The sequence below is a fragment of the Streptomyces sp. SD31 genome (genome assembly GCF_052068475.1).
GTDB lineage: Bacteria > Actinomycetota > Actinomycetes > Streptomycetales > Streptomycetaceae > Streptomyces.
Genome location: NZ_JBQHCX010000004.1, coordinates 195,443 through 212,024, shown reverse-complemented (window position 1 = coordinate 212,024; position 16,582 = coordinate 195,443). Strand labels below are relative to the sequence as shown.

Sequence of the window (16,582 nt, the reverse complement as noted above, 5' to 3'; positions counted from 1 at the left end):
CGCAACTCCCTTGGTTGTGCTCTGGCTTGGACGGTCACCATGGGAGTGCGGGCGCGTACCGGAACCGGACACACCCGTGGCGGGGAGTCCCGCTTCCCACGGACGTGCCTCCTGTCCGAAGCACTGTTTCTTCGCCTGCCCCCGCGCCCGGGCCGCAAACACCCGGACAGGTTTTCCACCGGCCCGCAGGGTCACTCGTAGCGGGGCCGCGCAGTCCCCCACCGGAGCCCAGGAGGTCCCGCATGAGCACCAAGGTCGCCGACCACGTCCTGCAGCGCCTGCGCGAGTGGGGTGTGGAGCACGTCTTCGGCTATCCCGGCGACGGCATCAACGGTCTGCTCGCCGCCTGGGGGCGGGCCGAGAACCAGCCCCGTTTCATCCAGTCCCGGCACGAGGAGATGTCCGCGTTCCAGGCGGTCGGTTACGCCAAGTTCAGCGGCCGTGTCGGCGTGTGCGCGGCGACGTCCGGCCCTGGCGCGATCCACCTTCTGAACGGCCTGTACGACGCCAAGCTCGACCACGTGCCCGTCCTGGCGATCGTCGGCCAGACGCACCGCACCGCGATGGGCGGCTCCTACCAGCAGGAGGTGGACCTGCACACGCTGTTCAAGGACGTGGCCTCGAACTTCGTGGAGACGGTGACGGTCCCCGAGCAGCTGCCGAACGTGCTGGACCGGGCGATCCGCACCGCGTACGCGCGCCGCGCCCCCACGGCGATCATCATCCCCGGCGACGTCCAGGAGCTCGACTACTCGCCGCCGACGCACGAGTTCAAGATGGTGCCCTCCAGCCTGGACCGCAGCAGTTGGACGGCGATCCCCTCGGACGACTCGATCCGCAGGGCCGCCGAAATCCTCAACTCCGGGGACAAGGTGGCGATCCTGATCGGCCAGGGCGCGTCCGGCGCGCGGACCGAGGTGGAGCGGATCGCCGAACTGCTGGGCGCCGGCGTGGCCAAGGCGCTGCTCGGCAAGGACGCGCTGAGCGACGAACTGCCGTACGTCACCGGCTCGATCGGCCTGCTGGGCACCCGCCCGTCGTACGAACTGATGCGGGACTGCGACACCCTGCTGACCATCGGGTCCTCCTTCCCGTACACGCAGTTCCTGCCGGACTTCGACAAGGCGCGGGGCGTGCAGATCGACATCGACCCGCACATGGTGGGGATGCGCTATCCGTACGAGGTGAATCTCGTCGGCGACGCGAAGGCGACGCTTCAGCGGCTGATCCCGCTGATCGAGGAGGGCCGTGGCCGCGAGTGGTACGACACGGTGTGCGACAACGTGACGACCTGGCGCGAGGTCATGGAGCGGCGGGCGAACCTGTCGGCCGACCCGATCAACCCGGAGTACGTCGCCCGCGCCCTGGACCCGCTGCTCCCCGACAACGCGATCATCTCGTCCGACTCGGGCTCGGCGGCCAACTGGTACGCCCGCCACCTGACGATGCGGCCCGGCATGCGCTCGTCACTGTCGGGAACGCTGGCGACGATGGGCTGCGGGGTGCCGTACGCGATCGGCGCCAAGTTCGCCCACCCGGACCGTCCGGCGATCGCGCTGGTCGGCGACGGGGCGATGCAGATGAACGGCCTGGCAGAGCTGATCACGGCGGCGAAGTACAAGGACCTGTGGGAGGACCCGCGCCTGGTCGTCGGCATCTGGAACAACCACGACCTCAACCAGGTCACCTGGGAGATGCGCGCCATGGAGGGCGCCCCGTCCTTCCTGCCCTCGCAGGAGCTCCCCGACGTCCAGTACGCCGCCTTCGCCCGCTCCCTCGGCCTGACCGGCATCCGCGTGGAGAAGCCCGAGGACGTCGAGGCGGGCTGGCGCGCGGGCCTGGAGGCCGACGGCCCCGCGGTGATCGAGTTCCTCACCGACCCCGCCGTACCGCCGATCCCGCCGCATGCCACGTGGGAGCAGATGGAGGCGACGGCGGAGTCGATCCTGAAGGGGGACGCGGACCGGGGCTCGATGATCAGGCAGGGGTTCAAGGCGAAGATGCAGGAGTTTTTGCCGGGGCGGGAGAAGAAGCACCACTGACGCTGTTGAACGGCACTCAAGAGTTCAGTTGCGCACGAAACAGTTCAGCGGTCAGTTCAGTAGCGCGGTGAACTGTTCAGTGCCATACCTAGCATCGTGGTGTGGCTGAAGGTCCCAACCGTCCCGCCACGTGTCCGAGTCAGCTGTCCCCGGCCAGCAGCGCTGCAGCGCACCCCAGATCCGGCCTGCGGCCCGAGGAGCAGTGGCGAATGGCCTCACACCACGCACATCCTGTTTCTCCCTGCGGTGCACCGCGCCGACCACAGTCCCCAGCGGTGTGCAGCAGTAGCTGCTCGGCGAGGTGCTGGGCATCGAGCCTCTTCCGGAGCGACCGCCCGTCCCCGCGGTCTCTCCGCGGCGCAGCCGGGCGCAGAAATGGGAGGCGAACTTGGCGGCGTCCCGCCAGTACCGCACCCGGGAGGGGCATCTGAACGTACCTCGATCGCACATCGAAACTGTTGACGGGGCGGAGCCGGCCCTCGGTGTGTTCATCGCCAACGCCCGTACTCGCAAAGCGAGTCTTGCTCCCGAACGAGTGGAGGAGCTGTCCGCTGTTGGTATGCGCTGGCAGCGAGTCGGGGAAAGGGGTCAGCTGGGCCGTGGTGGGCGTCGGCCTCGCAGACGGTGAACGGACGGGCCTGAGCCAGCGGGGAGTCAGCCCGGGCCGTGGCAGTGCACGCGCGGCGGGTGCACATGGGCCGCTTGGGGAACTGTGGCCGCTGCCAAGCGAGTTCACGGCGGAGGATCTGGCCCGGCTGCGTGAGCAGGCCCTGCAGATCTTGAACGAGCCCCTCGACCGTCACTGGCGGGAGGGCTGAGCTCGGAGTCGAGGCGTCAGGCGATGTCGCTGGGGCGACGGGAGCCGGCTGTGATCCGATGCGACGAGCTCCTTGACGTCAGGGCGGCGAGCCGGTCGAAGACGTCCTGGGCGGCCTCCGCGTAACTGAGGCCGTGGGCGGCGGCGTTGCGCTGGGAGAGGCGGATCAGGGCCATCGTCGTGGAACTCCACACCTTGGCGTCCATCTCGTCGAGTTCCGGGTACCGCACACGCAGCGCGTCCGCGAGATGGTCCTCCCAGACGACAGTGCGGAGGTTGACAGCCGCCATGAGGGTCTCGGACTGCTCGGTCATCGGAGCCAGGGCAGTGAAGAGGTCTCCGTATTCGCGACCCCAGGTCACGACGGCTTCGGTGAGCGTCGGCAGCACCTCGGCCTCGGGCTGCCCCACCGTCTCGATCAGCCCCATGAGACGTGCGTTCGTCTGGTCCCAGATGTCGAGGATCACGGTTTCCTTCGACGGGAAGTACCGGAAGAACGTCCGTGACGTGACCCCCGCGTGCGCCGCGATCTCGCTGACCTTCACGTCGTCGAAGCCCCGTTGGGCGAAGAGCGCGACTGCGCTCGTGCCGAGCCTGCGCGCGATGCTCCTGGTGTCGCGCAGGGTCGTACCGCGCCGCTCCTCGGTGACCGCCGCGACTCCTTGTACGGCGGCGAGCAGCGCGGCGCTCGCTCCGGTGGCCCAGCTCTCGTCCCTCACCGGGCCAGGCTAGCGAATCCGGCGACAGGCGACTGTTCAGGCGTTCGACCGCCATTGATTTCCATCACGTTTCCCTACCTCTTGCCACACCCAGGTTCGTGTCATACGGTGACACGAGTTTCGAGTCACAGTGTGACACGAAATGGACGGCCGTACGGCATGGCCCGTCGGCCGCTTCTCTCCCCTCCCGGCACGCAAGGAAGCGGGCTCCCATGACTGCTCTCGTCGATCGACAGAAGATCCTCGCGGCGGCCGGTTCCGACAAGGAACTGGCCTACAAGCTGCGCACCTACTCCGGCCGCGTCCGGTTCGATCTGCCCGAGGGGGCGTTCGACCTGGTGGTCGAGGACGGTGTCCCCGCCAGGGCCGAGGAGGTGCACGCAGACCTCGCCGCCGATGTGACCTTCTCCGCGCCGGCCGAGTTCTGGTCGACCGCGTTCTCCGCTGCTGTCCCCCCGGCCGGCTACGAGAGCTGCGTCGTCGGCATGACCCGCGGTCTGAGGATCGTCGGCGACTTCGGCGGCACCGTCGCCCCCTGGCAGAGCGGCTGGGCCCGCCTGTACCAGGTGGTGCGCGAGACGGTGGCCGGCGCGCCGGTCCGCAAGCCCTTCCAGGACCCCTTCCGCGAGACGGACAACGCCGTCGGACGGTACGTCTACGTCTCCGCGAACGGCCAGGAGGCACGGATTTACTACGAGACCTCCGGCCACGGCCCGATCCCGCTGCTGCTGCAGGCGACCGCAGGCGCCGACGGCCGCCAATACCGCCACCTGCTGGCCGACCCGCGGATGCAGGAACGCTTCACGATGTACGCCTACGACCTGCCCTACCACGGCAAGTCGCTGCCTCCGATCGGGGTGCGCTGGTGGGAGGAGACCTACCGCCCCGGCCGCGACGGCCTGATCAACTGGGTGGTCGCGATCGCCGACACCCTGGGCCTGGACAACCCGTACTTCATGGGCTGCTCGGTCGGCGGCCAGCTCGCCCTCGACCTCGCGGCCGAACGCGGCGACCGCTTCGGCGCGTTCATCTCCCTCAACGGCTGGTACGGCAACCCGCCGCTGTTCGACGGCTTCTCCAACGACATGTTCCGCACCCCGTCGATCGCCGACAGCTACGCCCCCGCGCTCAACTTCGGTGCGACCGCGCCCCAGGCACCCGAGCCGAACGCGCACGAGACGTACTGGATCTACCGCTCGGCGTTCCCCGGCATCTACGCGGGCGACAACGACTACTTCGCCTACGAGCACGACCTCAAGGAGAACGGGCACAAGATCGACGCCCACGCGAAGCCCGTCTACGTCGTCACCGGCGAGTACGACCCGGCCAGCGACGACGACGTCAACGGCGGCCCGGCCGTGGAGAAGTTCATCCCCGGCGCCAAGTTCATCAAGGTCGCCGGGCTCGGGCACTTCGCCCCCTGCGACGACCCGATCGGGTTCGGCGACGCCATCGTCCCGATCCTCGACGAGGTCATCGCCAAAGCTGCCTCCGCCGGCCAGTCCTGATGCCGCTCCCGCGAAGAAAGGCCCGTACGACATGAGTGTCACCCACGACCTCGTCCGGCGGTCGGCCACCGGCAGGCCGGTCATCGACTTCGACCACCACTCGCCCGCCTACCGCGACACCTGGAAGCAACTCGCCGCCCGGTTCCACGCCACCGGCAGCCCCATCGCCTGGACCGAACACCACGGCGGCTACTGGGTGGTGGCCTCGTGGGAGGAGGTGCAGCGCATCGGCTCCGACTGGGAGACCTTCACCTCCGTCAACGACCTGACCGGCACCGAGAACGGCGGCAAGGGCCAGCTCATCCCCCAGATGCCCTACCGGCTGCACCTCGGGGAGTCCGACCCGCCGCTGCACACCGAACGCCGCCGCATCGAAGCGCCGTTCTTCACCCCGAAAGCCCTGCGCCAGTGGGCTCCCGTCGCCCGGCAGTACCTCGACGAGGCCCTCGACAAGGTGGCGGGGCGGGGGCAAGCCGAGCTGATCGACGACGTGATTATCCCGACCACGGCACGCACCACGCTCTACGTCCTCGGATACGACGCCGACGACTGGCACGACGCCGCCTACGCCGCGCACGAGGGTGTGTACCTGCTGCCGGACGATCCCCGCTACCCGCACGAGGCACAGGCACGGCTCCGGGTCCGCTTCCGCGACATGCTGGCCGCCCGCAGCCAGAACCCGGCCGGTGACGTCCTCTCGGCCCTGGCCACCGGTACGGTGCAGGGCGAACCGCTCGGTCTCGAGGTGGCCGAGAGCATGGTGAACGCGCTGGTCTTCGGCGGCTTCGACACCACTACCGCCGCGACCGCAAGTGCGCTGATCCATCTCACCCAGCACCCCGACCAGGCGGAGCGGGTGCGCACGGACGCCGCGTACCGGAAGAACGCCATCGAGGAATTCCTGCGGTTCTGGCCACCGGGGACCGGCATCGCCCGTACCGCCGTACGGGACACCGAGATCCTCGGGCAGCCGATCGCCCGTGGGGAGAGCGTCTACATGTGGCTGGCCGGCGCCAACCGCGACCCGCTGAAGTTCCCCGACCCGGACCGGCTCGACCTGGAGCGGGACAACGCGCGCGACCACGTCTCCTTCAGCACCGGACACCACCGCTGCCTCGGCTCGCCCCTGGCCAAGGCCGAACTCGACGCCATGCTGGAGACGATCCTCACCCGGCTGCCCGGCCTGCACATCGACCCGGACGCCGTGGTCGGCTACCCGAGCATCGGGGGCGCGCACGGCTACATCTCGGTCCCCGCGACCTTCACTCCCACTTCGACCCCGACGGAGGTGTGACGAACATGCCCAAGGTCACTTATGTGTCCGACGCCGGTGAGGTCCGCGTCGTCGACGGCTTGGTCGGCGACTCGGTGATGCAGACTGCAGTCCGCAACGGCGTCCCCGGCATCACCGGCGAATGCGGCGGCGTCCTGTCCTGCGCCACCTGTCACGTCTTCGTGGACGAAGCCGACCTGGATCGGCTGGAACCGGTCAGTGGCCTGGAGGACGAGATGCTCGACGGCACGGTCGTCGACCGCTGCCCCAACTCCCGGCTGTCCTGCCAGATCAAGCTCTCCGAAGAGCTCGGCGATCTGCGCGTGACCACCCCGGAAGCCCAGGAGTAGCACGTCGTGAACAGCACCGCCGTCGCCCCGCGCGACACCGGCGTGCTCGTGGTGGGCGCCTGTCAGGCCGGCATCCAGCTGGCCTGTTCCCTCCGCGAGTACGGCTACACGGCCCCGATCACCGTGGTCGGCGCCGAACAGCACGCGCCCTACCAGCGTCCACCGCTCTCCAAGACCCTCCTGCACGCGGAGACGTCGCCCGACGCGATCGCACTGCGTTCGGAGGCGTTCTACGCCGACCAGGGCATCCGGCTGGTGCTCGGGGAACGCATCATCCGGGTCGACCGGGGCGACGGCGGTGCGGGTGTCGCGTACGCGCACTCCGGCCGTAGCTTCGCGTTCGACCGGCTCGCGCTCACCGTGGGCGCCCGCCCGCGCCGCCTGCCCGTCCCCGGCGCCGATCTGGCCGGCGTCCACTACCTCCGGGACGCCGACGACGCGCTCGCCCTGCGTGCGGCCCTGGCAGAGGCGGTCGACGTCCTGGTCATCGGCGGTGGCTTCATCGGACTCGAAGTCGCGGCCAGTGCCCGGGGGCTCGGCTGCGAGGTCACCGTCGCCCTCGCCGACGACCGACTGCTCGAACGTGCCGTAGGGGTCCCGACCAGCGAGTTCTTCCTCGACGCCCACATCCGGCGCGGGGTGCGAGTGCACCTCGGAGCGCCGCCCGTACGCCTCCTGGACGACGGTCACGGGCGCGTCCGTGGCGCCGAACTCCCCGACGGCAGCGTGCTGACGGCCGACCTGGTGGTCGTCGGGATCGGCGCCGTGCCCCGCACCGAACTCGCCGAGCAGCTCGGACTGACCGTCGACAACGGCATCGTCGTCAACGAGTACGGCCTCGCCTCCGACGGCACCACGGTCGCCGCGGGCGACTGCGTCGCCTGCCCCCCGCCGGTGGACCTCCCCGACGGCCCGGCCCGGATCCGCTTCGAGTCGGTGAACACCGCCGTCGAACAGGCGAAGACCGCCGCCGCCCTGCTCGCCGACAGGCCGGTCCCCTACTGGGCCGTGCCCTGGTTCTGGTCCGACCAGTACGACCTCAAACTCCAGGTCGCCGGCCTGTCGACCGGCCATGACCGGTACGTCGTACGCGGTGAGCCGGACACGGAGAAGTTCGCCGTCCTCTACTACCGCGGCGGACATCTGGTCGCCGGTGACTTCGTCAACCGGCCGGCCGACTTCCTCGCCGTACGCTCCGCCTTGGCCGCGGGCCGGACCATCCCGCCGGAAGCGGCCACTGACACCACGGTGCCGTTGAAGAAGCTCATCGCCGACGGTCCCCGGCAGGCAGTGGCATGACCGCCGGCCCGACCGCCCTGCCCGGACTGCGGTGGAGCGTCAAAGTCCCGTTCCTGCGCTACATCGCCCGCTCTCCAGAAGGCCGCTGCTCGGTCACCGACGGCGCCTCGGTCGTCGACGAGCACATGTTCCTCTTCAGCCCGGACGATGCGTCGGCATTCGACGCCGGTACGGTCACCGGCCTGCTGAAGTTCCGGGGAGACGTACGCTTCGCCGCCCACTACGGGCTGCTCTTCCTCCGCATCGCCGACCCCTGGCTGTCCGTCACCGGCGGCGCGGGAACCCTGACCATCGCGGCACCGCCCGGCCAGTCACCCGAGCGCATCCCCCTGACCACCCTCCACCTGCGGACCGCCGATCCGACGGACCACGCCGACTCTTGCCTCGGCACGCACGTCCGGCTGACTGCTCAGGGATCCGAACTCTTCAACGGGGTCTACCCCGTGGACGAACCGTTCGACGACCTGACCCTCCTCCTCACTCCGTCCTCCACAACCGCCCTGGAGAAGACACCATGACGACCCTCGCGTCGGACACGGAAACGGCCCCCTGGCCGACCGAACCCACCCCCGACCTGCTGACCCGGATCAGCCAGGCACGGGCCAAAGGGGTGGCTTGGCTGCGCGACCGCATTGCCGACGACGGCCGCCCCGAAGGCGCCGAGACCGCCAACTCGTGGTGGCGCGCCCCTTGGGCCCTGTGCGTCGGCGGAGCCCCGGACGCCGCCGCCGCGATGATGGGCTGGGCCGAACGCGAGGCCCTCACCGACGAAGGCGACCTCCGCTCCGGCCCCTACGACGCCCCCGGCGGCACCAGCCCCGTCTACCACCTCTCCCCCCTCGCGATCGCCTCCTGGCTGCTCGGCCGCTACGACACCGCGACCGCGATCAACACCACGCTCGCACGCTTCCAGAACCCCGGCACCGGCGGAGCCTACGATCTCCGCGACTTCGCGCAGGACCCCCTGGAGGACAACCTCAAGACCGCCCAACTGGGCTTCTCCGCGCTGGTCACCGGTGACCGTCACACCGCCGACGGCGTCCACCGGTGGCTGAATCGCAACCTCGCCGACCAGCCCGACCTGCCCCACCGGCTGTTCACCAGCCGCCGCGGCGACACCCTGGTCACCGACTTCCCGGACGAGACGGCCTTCCTCCGCGTGGTCGACTTCCGGGCGCCCCGGCAGGCGTACTTCCACCCCGGCATCGCCGCCGCCTTCCTCGCCGGATACGCACGACAGACCAGCGACGCCTCAGCGCTCCGGCTGGGCCGTGAGTACCTCGCCCTCACCACAGGCGGCACCGAGGAGCAGTACGACGACCCGACGTCGGTACAGATCTGCAAGTTCGGCTGGGGCGCCGCCGCCATGCTCACGGCCGACCCGGACGGCGGCCACCTCCCCTGGACGGTCCGGATGGGCGAGTGGTTCGTACAGCGCCAGCGCCACGACGGCGCCTGGGCACCGTCGTCGTTCGCGACCCCGAGGCCCGGAATGCTCGACCTGTACTGGAAGACGGCCGAGCACGTGATGGAACTGTCCTACATCGAGCACGCCCTGCGCTCCACGAGCGCCGGCACCACCCCCGCCTGACGCATTGATGCGCACGGCCGAAGACGGACGTGTGTCGGCAAAGGAACCAGGAATGCTCGCTGTCGTTACCCAGGGCAATGGCACCGTCGAAGTGACGGATGCTCCCAAGCCCACTGTCGTGGAACCCGATGACGTGATCGTCAAGGTGAGCGCGGCCGCCGTGTGCGGGACGGATCTGCACTTCGTCCGGCACCCGTTCCTGCCGCCCACCCTCACGCTGGGGCACGAGTTCATCGGCACCGTCGTCGAGACGGGCACCCAGGTACACCATGTGACCGAGGGGCAGCGGGTGCTGTCGAAGATGTTCGTCGCCTGCGGACGGTGCAAACCCTGCCGCACCGCGAACCAGCCCCGGTGCGCCGAATACCGGCTCTTCGGCGGAGGCATCCTCGACGGAGGCCAGGCCGAGTACGTCCGCGTCCCGCGCGCCGACTTCACACTCAGCGAACTCGACGCCTCCGTGTCCGACCAGGACGCGCTCGTCCTCACCGACATCCTCCCCACCGCCTGGGAGGCGCTCGTCAAGACCCGCTTCCAGAGCGGTGCGACCGTGGGCGTCGTCGGCTCCGGCCCGGTCGGCCTCCTCATCGCGCAACTGGCCCTCGCCCGCGGCGCGGCCGCCGTCCACCTCGTGGACCTGGACCAGCGTCGCCTGAAGCAGGCGGAGAAGCTCGGCGCGGTGCCGGTGCCCGGCGGTGAGGGTGCCGCCGAGCGCGTTCTCGAACTGACCGGTGGGAACGGCGTCGACGTGGCCATCGACGCCGTCGGCGCCATCCCTGCGATCAGCACCGCCCTGGCGTGTGTGGCCCTCGGCGGCACCGTCGGTCTCGTCGGTGTCCTGCTCGACGGCGACCTGCCGGTCACCGCGCAGAACCTGTTCGGACGCCAGGTGACCATCGTGCCGGTCACCGGCAACCCGTACGCGGCCGACGACAACCTCACCACCATGATCACCGCGGGGAGGATCGAGCCGGGCATCGTCATCGACCACGAAGCCCCCCTGTCCGCCGCCGCCGAGACCTACCAGTCGTTCATGGCACGCGACTTCGTCAAGACCGTGCTGCGGCCCTGAACCCTCCCGCCGCGCTCCCGCGCTGCCGGGAGCGGGGCACTCCAGCCGACGAGATCACCAGCAACATCAGCAACACGAAAGGAAACAGACATGACCAAGGCAGCCGTGCAATTAAAGGCAGACGGCCCCGTCGAATTCATCGAGGTCGACGTCCGGCCGCCAGGTCCTGGAGAAGTCCGTGTCCGGATGGCCGCCGCCGGCCTGTGCCACACGGACGTGCAGGCCCTCTACGGCGGCGTCGCCAGCATGACCATGCCGCCACCGGCGGTCGCCGGACACGAGGGCGCCGGCGTGGTGACCGAGGTCGGCCCGGGCGTCTTGGGCCCCGCCGTCGGCGACCACGTGATCCTCTCCGCCTTGGGGCACGATGGCACGTGCGAGTTCTGTACGGACGATCATCCCTCGTTGTGCCTGCGGAGCCTTCAGCTGGCGGACCCGCGCACGGGGAACGGCCCCGCCCTGTCGGTCGACGGCACCCCGGTGACCCCCTTCGGCCCCCTCGGCACGTTCACCGAGGAGACGATCGTGCCCGCGGAATGCGCCGTCGCCATCGACAAGGCCATGCCGCTGGACCTCGCGTGCCTCATCGGCTGCGCGGTCTCCACGGGAGTGGGTGCCGTCCGCAACCGGGTCACGGTACGGCCCGGCGACCACGTCGCGGCCCTCGGCTGCGGCGGAGTGGGCCTGAACATCGTCCAGGCGGCACGACGGGCGGGCGCCGGCAGCGTGATCGCGGTCGACGTCAGTGAGGAGAAGCTGGCGGCCGCGACCGCGTTCGGCGCGACCCACGTCATCGACGCCCGCCACGTGCAGGTACCCGACGCCGTCCGCGCCGTCACCGGCCCCTTCGGCGCCCACTTCACGTTCGAGAGCACCGGTCTGACGGACTGCATGGTGCAGGCCGTCTCCGCAATCCGCCCGGGCGGAACCGCGGTCCTCCTGGGCATGGCGCCCAGCTCCTCCGCACTCGCCCTTGACAACATCGCCGACATCATCCTCCAGGAGAAGGTGATCACCGGCTCGCTGATGGGCAGCGGCTACTCGGCCCGCGACTTCCCCGTTCTGGTGCGCGAGTACCTCGAAGGGACCCTCAAGCTCGACGAGCTCATCACCCGGCGTCGTCCCCTGGCCGAGATCAACGAGGCCATCGCCGACCTGAAGTCGGGCACCGGCCTGCGAACCGTCTTCACCTTCTGAGCCCTCTCATCCGGCTCCACCCCTCGTTCGCGGGCACGGAGGTCCCGCAGCACTGCACCCGACAAAACCGTGACGACATCACCGCGGGGACGATCTGCGAACCGATGAGGCCGTCCAAGCCCGTGCCGTCGCCGCTGCACCGCCGACTGCCGGCGCCCACGGTGCACGCCACACAACGCCGAGGAGGACCTTGTGGTCGTTACCAGCATCGATCCCGTACTCGATGCTCAGCATCCCGTACCGCCGGGCGAATTCTTCGACCCTCCGCCCGGCGCGGGCCAAGATTGGCAGACCGCGCCGCCGTGGTTCGACGGGGCGGGCTGGATCATGCCGATGGGCGGTTTCCTGCTGCGATCGGGAGACCGGACGATCCTGGTCGACGCGGGACTGGGACCGAACATCGATATCGTCGAAACGCGCGGAAAGCTGTTCGACTCGCTCGCCGATCTTGGCGTCACACCCGAGCAGATCACCGATGTCGTGCTCACCCACCTGCACTTGGACCACGTCGGCTGGGTCGCTCCTGCGGGTGAACCGATCTTCACTCACGCCCGGCACCACTGCCACCGCGCTGATTACGACTGGATGCGTGCTGATCCCGGCAGCAACCCTGCCACGGCCCGGGTGACCGATACCATCCGTGCCGTTTCCGACCTTCTCGACCTGGCCGAGGGGGAGCGAACGGAGATCGCGGATTCGGTCGCGCTGCGGCTGTTCGCCGGTCACACGCCCGGCAACTGCGTCGGCGAGATCGAGACCGCCGAAGCACGAGTACTGCTGCTGGGGGACACCGCGCATCACCCGGCACTCCTGGTCGAGGATGGGTGGACCGACCGCCTGGACGAAGATCGCGCCGCGGCGGCCAGGGCCCGCGACCGGCTCGCGCAGGAGATGGAACGTACCGGAGCCATCGGTCTTGGCGCACATTTCCCGGGGACCCAGGGCGGCCGCGTCATCCGTGACAAGCAGGGCGCACGGCAGTGGCAGCCGATCCCGAGCAACCGAATCCACACGAACTGAACGCACATGAAAGGAATCACAGGTGAAAACTGTCCGACTGGGCAAGAGCGGCCTGGAGATGAGCGGCGTCATCCTGGGCATGATGACCTACGGTGACCCCGAGCAGGGCTACCCGTCGTGGACCATCGGCCTCGATGAGGCCCGTCCGTTCGTCCGCCGGGCCTACGAGGCGGGTATCACGACCTTCGACACCTCCAACGTATATTCCAGCGGCACAAGTGAGGAAATCCTGGGCACGCTGACCAAAGAGTTGGGTCCGCGCGAAGAGTTCCAGATCGCGACGAAGGTGTACGGGCATCAGCGCCCGTCTCGCAACGGCTCCGGCCTGAGCCGGGTCGCCATCATGCACGAGATCGACGCCTCGCTGCGCCGCCTTGGTACCGACTACGTCGACCTTTATCAAATCCATGCTTTCGATCCGAATACACCGATCGAAGAGACGATGGAAGCACTGCACGACGTGGTCAAGGCCGGCAAAGCCCGCTATATAGGCGCATGCAATCTCCTGGTGTGGCAGCTCGCGCTCATGCAGAACGCGGCAGACCGACACGGGTGGACCAAGTTCGTGTCGAATCAGCTGCACTACAACTTGCTGGCGCGGGAGCTGGAACGCGAGGTCGCGCCCTATGCCGAAGCCACAGGCATGGGAATTCTGCCCTGGAGCCCGCTCGCGCGCGGACGGCTCACCCGGCCGTGGGGCTCGGAAGGGTCCGGGCGTGAAGCCAACGACACACTGGCTCCACAGCTGTATACCCGTGACGAGGAATCGCACAAGGGGGTCGTGACCGCTGTGCAGGAAGTCGCCGAGGCTCGCGGGGTGCCGATGGCGCAGGTCGCGGTGTCCTGGGTGGCGAATAAATCCCCGGTGGCCGCGCCGATTGTGGGTGCCACGAAGGAACGCCATATCGACGACGCCGTCGCCGGTCTCGAACTCGAACTCACCACCGAGGAGATCACCAAGCTCGAAGCGGCGAACACCTTGGTCCGCAACGGAATCATCTGAGTCCTCCCGCCGCTGCCCCGCCGGGCCGCGCACCACAACACCATCCATTCGGTGATCATCCGACCAGGAGAAGAAGATGTGCCCGACAGGGACACCGTCATCGCATCGGTTCCGACCGGGCTGTGGTGGTGAACAGGTGCCGGCCATCGACGGACGCACGTTTCCGATGTTCGATCCGGCCGATGGCCAGGTGCCGACCGAGGTCGCCGTGGCCGACTCCGCCGATGGCACCCGCGCGCTGGGGTTGCTCGACGGCACTGTCATCGCGGGTGATGCTGCCTCGACCGACAACGACGGAGTGCGATGTCTCTGATCGGCAAACTGCTTGTCAATCGGCGCGCCGGTGAACAGACCCTGGCCTGGCACCGATCGAATCTGGCCGCTGCGGCCACCTTCGACATCACCAGTCCCCATTTCGACCACGAAACCACGCTTCCTGTTCGGCATGTGGTGAAGAGACTCGGCGGGCAGAATCTTTCGCCGGCGCTGGCCTGGGCGCTGCCACCGGCCGAGACCGCGCAGTTGCTGCTCGTGGTCGAAGATCCCGACGTACCGCTGCGAAGCCCGCTGGTGCACGCGGCGGCACTGCTGGACCCCGCAGTGACCGAGCTACCGTGCAACGCACTTGATTCGAGCGCGCTCGACGCGGGCGTGCAGATCTTGCGGTCGAGCCAAGGGCGCGGCTATCAGGGCCCGGCACCGATCAAAGGTCATGGCCCGCACCGCTATGCGTTCCAGCTGTTCGCACTCGCCGAACCAATCTCCACAGTGGCGGGCAAACCGGTGGCCTCGGCGAAGCCGAAGGCTGTCCTGGAGGCTGGTCAGGCATTGGCCCGCGCACGGATTGACGGCTTCTACGATCGACCCTGAGATGCCGAAACAGGCGAATATCAAGCCTTTTCGAGCGTTCGCCACCGCTGATGATCGGCTGGCCCCGGCGGCGAAGCAATGTCTTCGTCGTTGTGGGCCGACTTCTTGGATTTTTTTGGTCTCCTCTAACGAGACATCCACTAATCGCGCATTTTCCCCCACCCCGGCCAGATACATCCCGAATTCAGGAGTCTGGCTAGCGTTGGAAGTCGATTCGGTCAATTCCATAACCTGAGTCCGGGCCCCTGGGTGCACTGACGGGAGGCTCGAGAGAAGGCGAAGTTATGGCTGGGCATGCCTATCGACAACAATGACGGCCACGCAACTCCGGGAAACGTATGACCGATATCGTGCTAGAACAGTGCGTCGGCCGAACCCAGGATTGTTCGGCAATCCCGTGGCATACCCTGCCGAGTTCCGCCGCCGGCAATGAGGCCATTTTGATCGATCTGGAGGAGTCCTTGCTGCAACGCGCCTGCTCCCGGTACCGGAGGTTCCGAGCCCTGCTGAGTGACAGGCCAGGTCGGCACCCCTGCTCCCGGAAGGTGGACGAGGTCGCCCGATCATGCGCCGCTCGATAAGTCATCGGTGCACCTCACGCGGCATGCCTGATCTCGTTGATGACTCCGCCGCCATCTCGTCGCTCGCGATCTGATGGGCCGCATGAGCGAGCCGGTCGAGGTCCCGCGACGGCCCGTTCAGACTCCGGCGACTGCTGCGGTCCGGAGGGCGTCGGGAGTGGTTCCGGTCCAGGTGCGGAAGGCGCGGTAGAAGGAGTTGGTGTCGTCGTAGCCGAGTAGGTAGGCGATTTCAGCGATGCGCATGGTGCTGTTGCCGAGGTAGTGGCGGGCCAGGTTTTCGCGGGTCGTGGCGAGGATTTCCTGGAAGCTTGTTCCTTCGAGCTTCAGTTGTCGTTGCAGGGTGCGGTTGCTGACGGCGAGGTGACGGGTGACCGCGGTCATGGAGCTTCCGCCGGCGGGAAGGGTTTCGTGCAGCGCGGCCCGCACCCGATCGGCGACGCTGGCCGTCGCCTGCAGGTCGGACAGGCGTCGGCGGAGTTCCGGGGCGAAGAACCGCCAGAGTTGCTCGTTCTCGGTGAGGAACGGGCGGTTCGCGTCGGCGGGCGCGAAGGTGATCGCGTGCGTCTGTCCCTTGTGGACTTCTACGCCGAGGTAGTCGTCCAGGCCGGCGTGCTCGGCAGGCAGCCAGGGATCGACGGCCCGGACCGGCCGGACGTCGTGGCGGGTCGCGATCCGGGCCAGAGCGACCCAGAACACCATCTCGGCGGCGGCCAGCTGGGGCGGCGGGGGCGTGTCCGGCGGCCACCGGAAGCTGATCGTCAAGCCTTCGTCGCCGTTGTCGAGCCGCAGGTGCAGGGGGCCGATGAGGGGCTTGTAGAGGGCGATGCGCTCAGCTGCCGTCCGCAGATCGGGGCTGCACAGGGCGGCGAAGATCGGCGGGTTGAACATCTCAACCGAGATCGACCGGCCGATCGCGACAGCCAGGTCCGGATCGCCGCTCTCGGCCTCGAGCGCCTCCCACAGCCGGAAGTACTCCTCGAGGGGGAGGGCGACCGGGCCGCGGCCGAACAGGTCGGCAGGCAGCTGGGCGCGCCGGAGCACCCGGGTGGATGACACGCCGAGGTCCTTCAGCAGGGCTTTGATGCTGGGATCCAGGGTGAATCGTCCGGTGCTCACGACGGGAGCGTAACGGCCGCCGGCATGCCTGACACCAGCAGATGGCGCCATTCCTCTCGCCAAGCGCGCCATCGAAAGCTGGCGTCATACGCAAGTGAGTTGGCGCGCCACGCTAGTGCCAGGC

16 protein-coding genes are annotated in these 16,582 nt (G+C 68.6%); 14 read left to right on the top strand and 2 right to left on the bottom strand.

Going from position 1 to position 16,582, the window contains the following annotated elements; all coding sequences use genetic code 11:
• Window positions 1–242: 242 nt before the first annotated feature.
• A complete protein-coding gene (locus ACTMVF_RS10855; RefSeq protein WP_441270731.1) occupies window positions 243–2,042 on the top strand; it encodes a thiamine pyrophosphate-requiring protein in 1,800 nt (599 codons plus the stop codon).
• A gap of 301 nt (window positions 2,043–2,343) precedes the next feature.
• The gene (locus tag ACTMVF_RS10850) at window positions 2,344–2,670 is read left to right on the top strand and encodes a helicase associated domain-containing protein (RefSeq protein ID WP_441270730.1); all 327 of its coding nucleotides are present in this window, start codon (window positions 2,344–2,346) and stop codon (window positions 2,668–2,670) included.
• A gap of 206 nt (window positions 2,671–2,876) precedes the next feature.
• Here ACTMVF_RS10850 and ACTMVF_RS10845 read toward each other — a convergent pair whose 3' ends face one another.
• A complete protein-coding gene (locus ACTMVF_RS10845) occupies window positions 2,877–3,578 on the bottom strand; it encodes a TetR/AcrR family transcriptional regulator (RefSeq protein ID WP_441270729.1) in 702 nt (233 codons plus the stop codon).
• Window positions 3,579–3,790: 212 nt separating this feature from the next.
• On the opposite strand from ACTMVF_RS10845, the gene ACTMVF_RS10840 reads away from it, so the two are divergent.
• The 12 genes from ACTMVF_RS10840 (at window position 3,791) to ACTMVF_RS10785 (ending at window position 14,761) form a co-directional block, all read left to right on the top strand.
• A complete protein-coding gene (locus ACTMVF_RS10840) occupies window positions 3,791–5,086 on the top strand; it encodes an alpha/beta fold hydrolase (protein WP_050399406.1) in 1,296 nt (431 codons plus the stop codon).
• Window positions 5,087–5,117: 31 nt separating this feature from the next.
• Window positions 5,118–6,380 carry a cytochrome P450 gene (locus tag ACTMVF_RS10835; RefSeq protein ID WP_441270728.1) on the top strand — a complete coding sequence of 421 codons (1,263 nt, stop codon included), beginning with the start codon at window positions 5,118–5,120 and terminating at the stop codon, window positions 6,378–6,380.
• A gap of 5 nt (window positions 6,381–6,385) precedes the next feature.
• Complete coding sequence (locus ACTMVF_RS10830) at window positions 6,386–6,709, top strand: 2Fe-2S iron-sulfur cluster-binding protein (RefSeq protein WP_037673461.1); 324 nt, start codon at window positions 6,386–6,388, stop codon at window positions 6,707–6,709.
• Between the two features lie 6 nt (window positions 6,710–6,715).
• On the top strand, window positions 6,716–8,008 hold the full coding sequence (locus ACTMVF_RS10825) for an NAD(P)/FAD-dependent oxidoreductase (protein ID WP_441270727.1): 1,293 nt from the start codon (window positions 6,716–6,718) through the stop codon (window positions 8,006–8,008).
• Window positions 8,005–8,526: an HtaA domain-containing protein gene (locus ACTMVF_RS10820; RefSeq protein ID WP_441270726.1), complete on the top strand. Its 522-nt coding sequence runs from the start codon at window positions 8,005–8,007 to the stop codon at window positions 8,524–8,526. Before ACTMVF_RS10825 ends, ACTMVF_RS10820 begins: the two co-directional genes overlap by 4 nt.
• Window positions 8,523–9,599, top strand: coding sequence for a hypothetical protein (locus ACTMVF_RS10815; protein WP_441270725.1), 1,077 nt, complete (start codon window positions 8,523–8,525; stop codon window positions 9,597–9,599). Before ACTMVF_RS10820 ends, ACTMVF_RS10815 begins: the two co-directional genes overlap by 4 nt.
• A 52-nt stretch (window positions 9,600–9,651) precedes the next feature.
• The gene (locus ACTMVF_RS10810; RefSeq protein WP_441270724.1) at window positions 9,652–10,671 is read left to right on the top strand and encodes an alcohol dehydrogenase catalytic domain-containing protein; all 1,020 of its coding nucleotides are present in this window, start codon (window positions 9,652–9,654) and stop codon (window positions 10,669–10,671) included.
• A gap of 90 nt (window positions 10,672–10,761) precedes the next feature.
• Window positions 10,762–11,868: a zinc-binding dehydrogenase gene (locus tag ACTMVF_RS10805; protein ID WP_441270723.1), complete on the top strand. Its 1,107-nt coding sequence runs from the start codon at window positions 10,762–10,764 to the stop codon at window positions 11,866–11,868.
• A 192-nt stretch (window positions 11,869–12,060) separates the two neighbouring features.
• The gene (locus ACTMVF_RS10800) at window positions 12,061–12,888 is read left to right on the top strand and encodes an MBL fold metallo-hydrolase (RefSeq protein WP_441270722.1); all 828 of its coding nucleotides are present in this window, start codon (window positions 12,061–12,063) and stop codon (window positions 12,886–12,888) included.
• Window positions 12,889–12,910: 22 nt separating this feature from the next.
• The gene (locus tag ACTMVF_RS10795; protein ID WP_441270721.1) at window positions 12,911–13,891 is read left to right on the top strand and encodes an aldo/keto reductase; all 981 of its coding nucleotides are present in this window, start codon (window positions 12,911–12,913) and stop codon (window positions 13,889–13,891) included.
• Between the two features lie 136 nt (window positions 13,892–14,027).
• Entirely contained in the window at window positions 14,028–14,204 is a 177-nt protein-coding gene (locus ACTMVF_RS10790; protein ID WP_441270720.1) for a hypothetical protein, read from the top strand.
• Complete coding sequence (locus ACTMVF_RS10785; protein WP_020276854.1) at window positions 14,195–14,761, top strand: YbhB/YbcL family Raf kinase inhibitor-like protein; 567 nt, start codon at window positions 14,195–14,197, stop codon at window positions 14,759–14,761. Before ACTMVF_RS10790 ends, ACTMVF_RS10785 begins: the two co-directional genes overlap by 10 nt.
• A 698-nt stretch (window positions 14,762–15,459) precedes the next feature.
• Here ACTMVF_RS10785 and ACTMVF_RS10780 read toward each other — a convergent pair.
• On the bottom strand, window positions 15,460–16,458 hold the full coding sequence (locus ACTMVF_RS10780; RefSeq protein ID WP_441270719.1) for an AraC family transcriptional regulator ligand-binding domain-containing protein: 999 nt from the start codon (window positions 16,456–16,458) through the stop codon (window positions 15,460–15,462).
• Between the last annotated feature and the right edge of the window lie 124 nt (window positions 16,459–16,582).

What these genes read in the sequence shown, in the direction of transcription:
- ACTMVF_RS10855 (WP_441270731.1), top strand. Translation starts at nt 243, where the DNA reads ATGAGCACCAAGGTCGCCGACCACGTCCTGCAGCGCCTGCGCGAGTGG.
- ACTMVF_RS10840 (WP_050399406.1), top strand. Translation starts at nt 3,791, where the DNA reads ATGACTGCTCTCGTCGATCGACAGAAGATCCTCGCGGCGGCCGGTTCC.
- ACTMVF_RS10835 (WP_441270728.1), top strand. Translation starts at nt 5,118, where the DNA reads ATGAGTGTCACCCACGACCTCGTCCGGCGGTCGGCCACCGGCAGGCCG.
- ACTMVF_RS10830 (WP_037673461.1), top strand. Translation starts at nt 6,386, where the DNA reads ATGCCCAAGGTCACTTATGTGTCCGACGCCGGTGAGGTCCGCGTCGTC.
- ACTMVF_RS10820 (WP_441270726.1), top strand. Translation starts at nt 8,005, where the DNA reads ATGACCGCCGGCCCGACCGCCCTGCCCGGACTGCGGTGGAGCGTCAAA.
- ACTMVF_RS10815 (WP_441270725.1), top strand. Translation starts at nt 8,523, where the DNA reads ATGACGACCCTCGCGTCGGACACGGAAACGGCCCCCTGGCCGACCGAA.
- ACTMVF_RS10810 (WP_441270724.1), top strand. Translation starts at nt 9,652, where the DNA reads ATGCTCGCTGTCGTTACCCAGGGCAATGGCACCGTCGAAGTGACGGAT.
- ACTMVF_RS10805 (WP_441270723.1), top strand. Translation starts at nt 10,762, where the DNA reads ATGACCAAGGCAGCCGTGCAATTAAAGGCAGACGGCCCCGTCGAATTC.
- ACTMVF_RS10785 (WP_020276854.1), top strand. Translation starts at nt 14,195, where the DNA reads ATGTCTCTGATCGGCAAACTGCTTGTCAATCGGCGCGCCGGTGAACAG.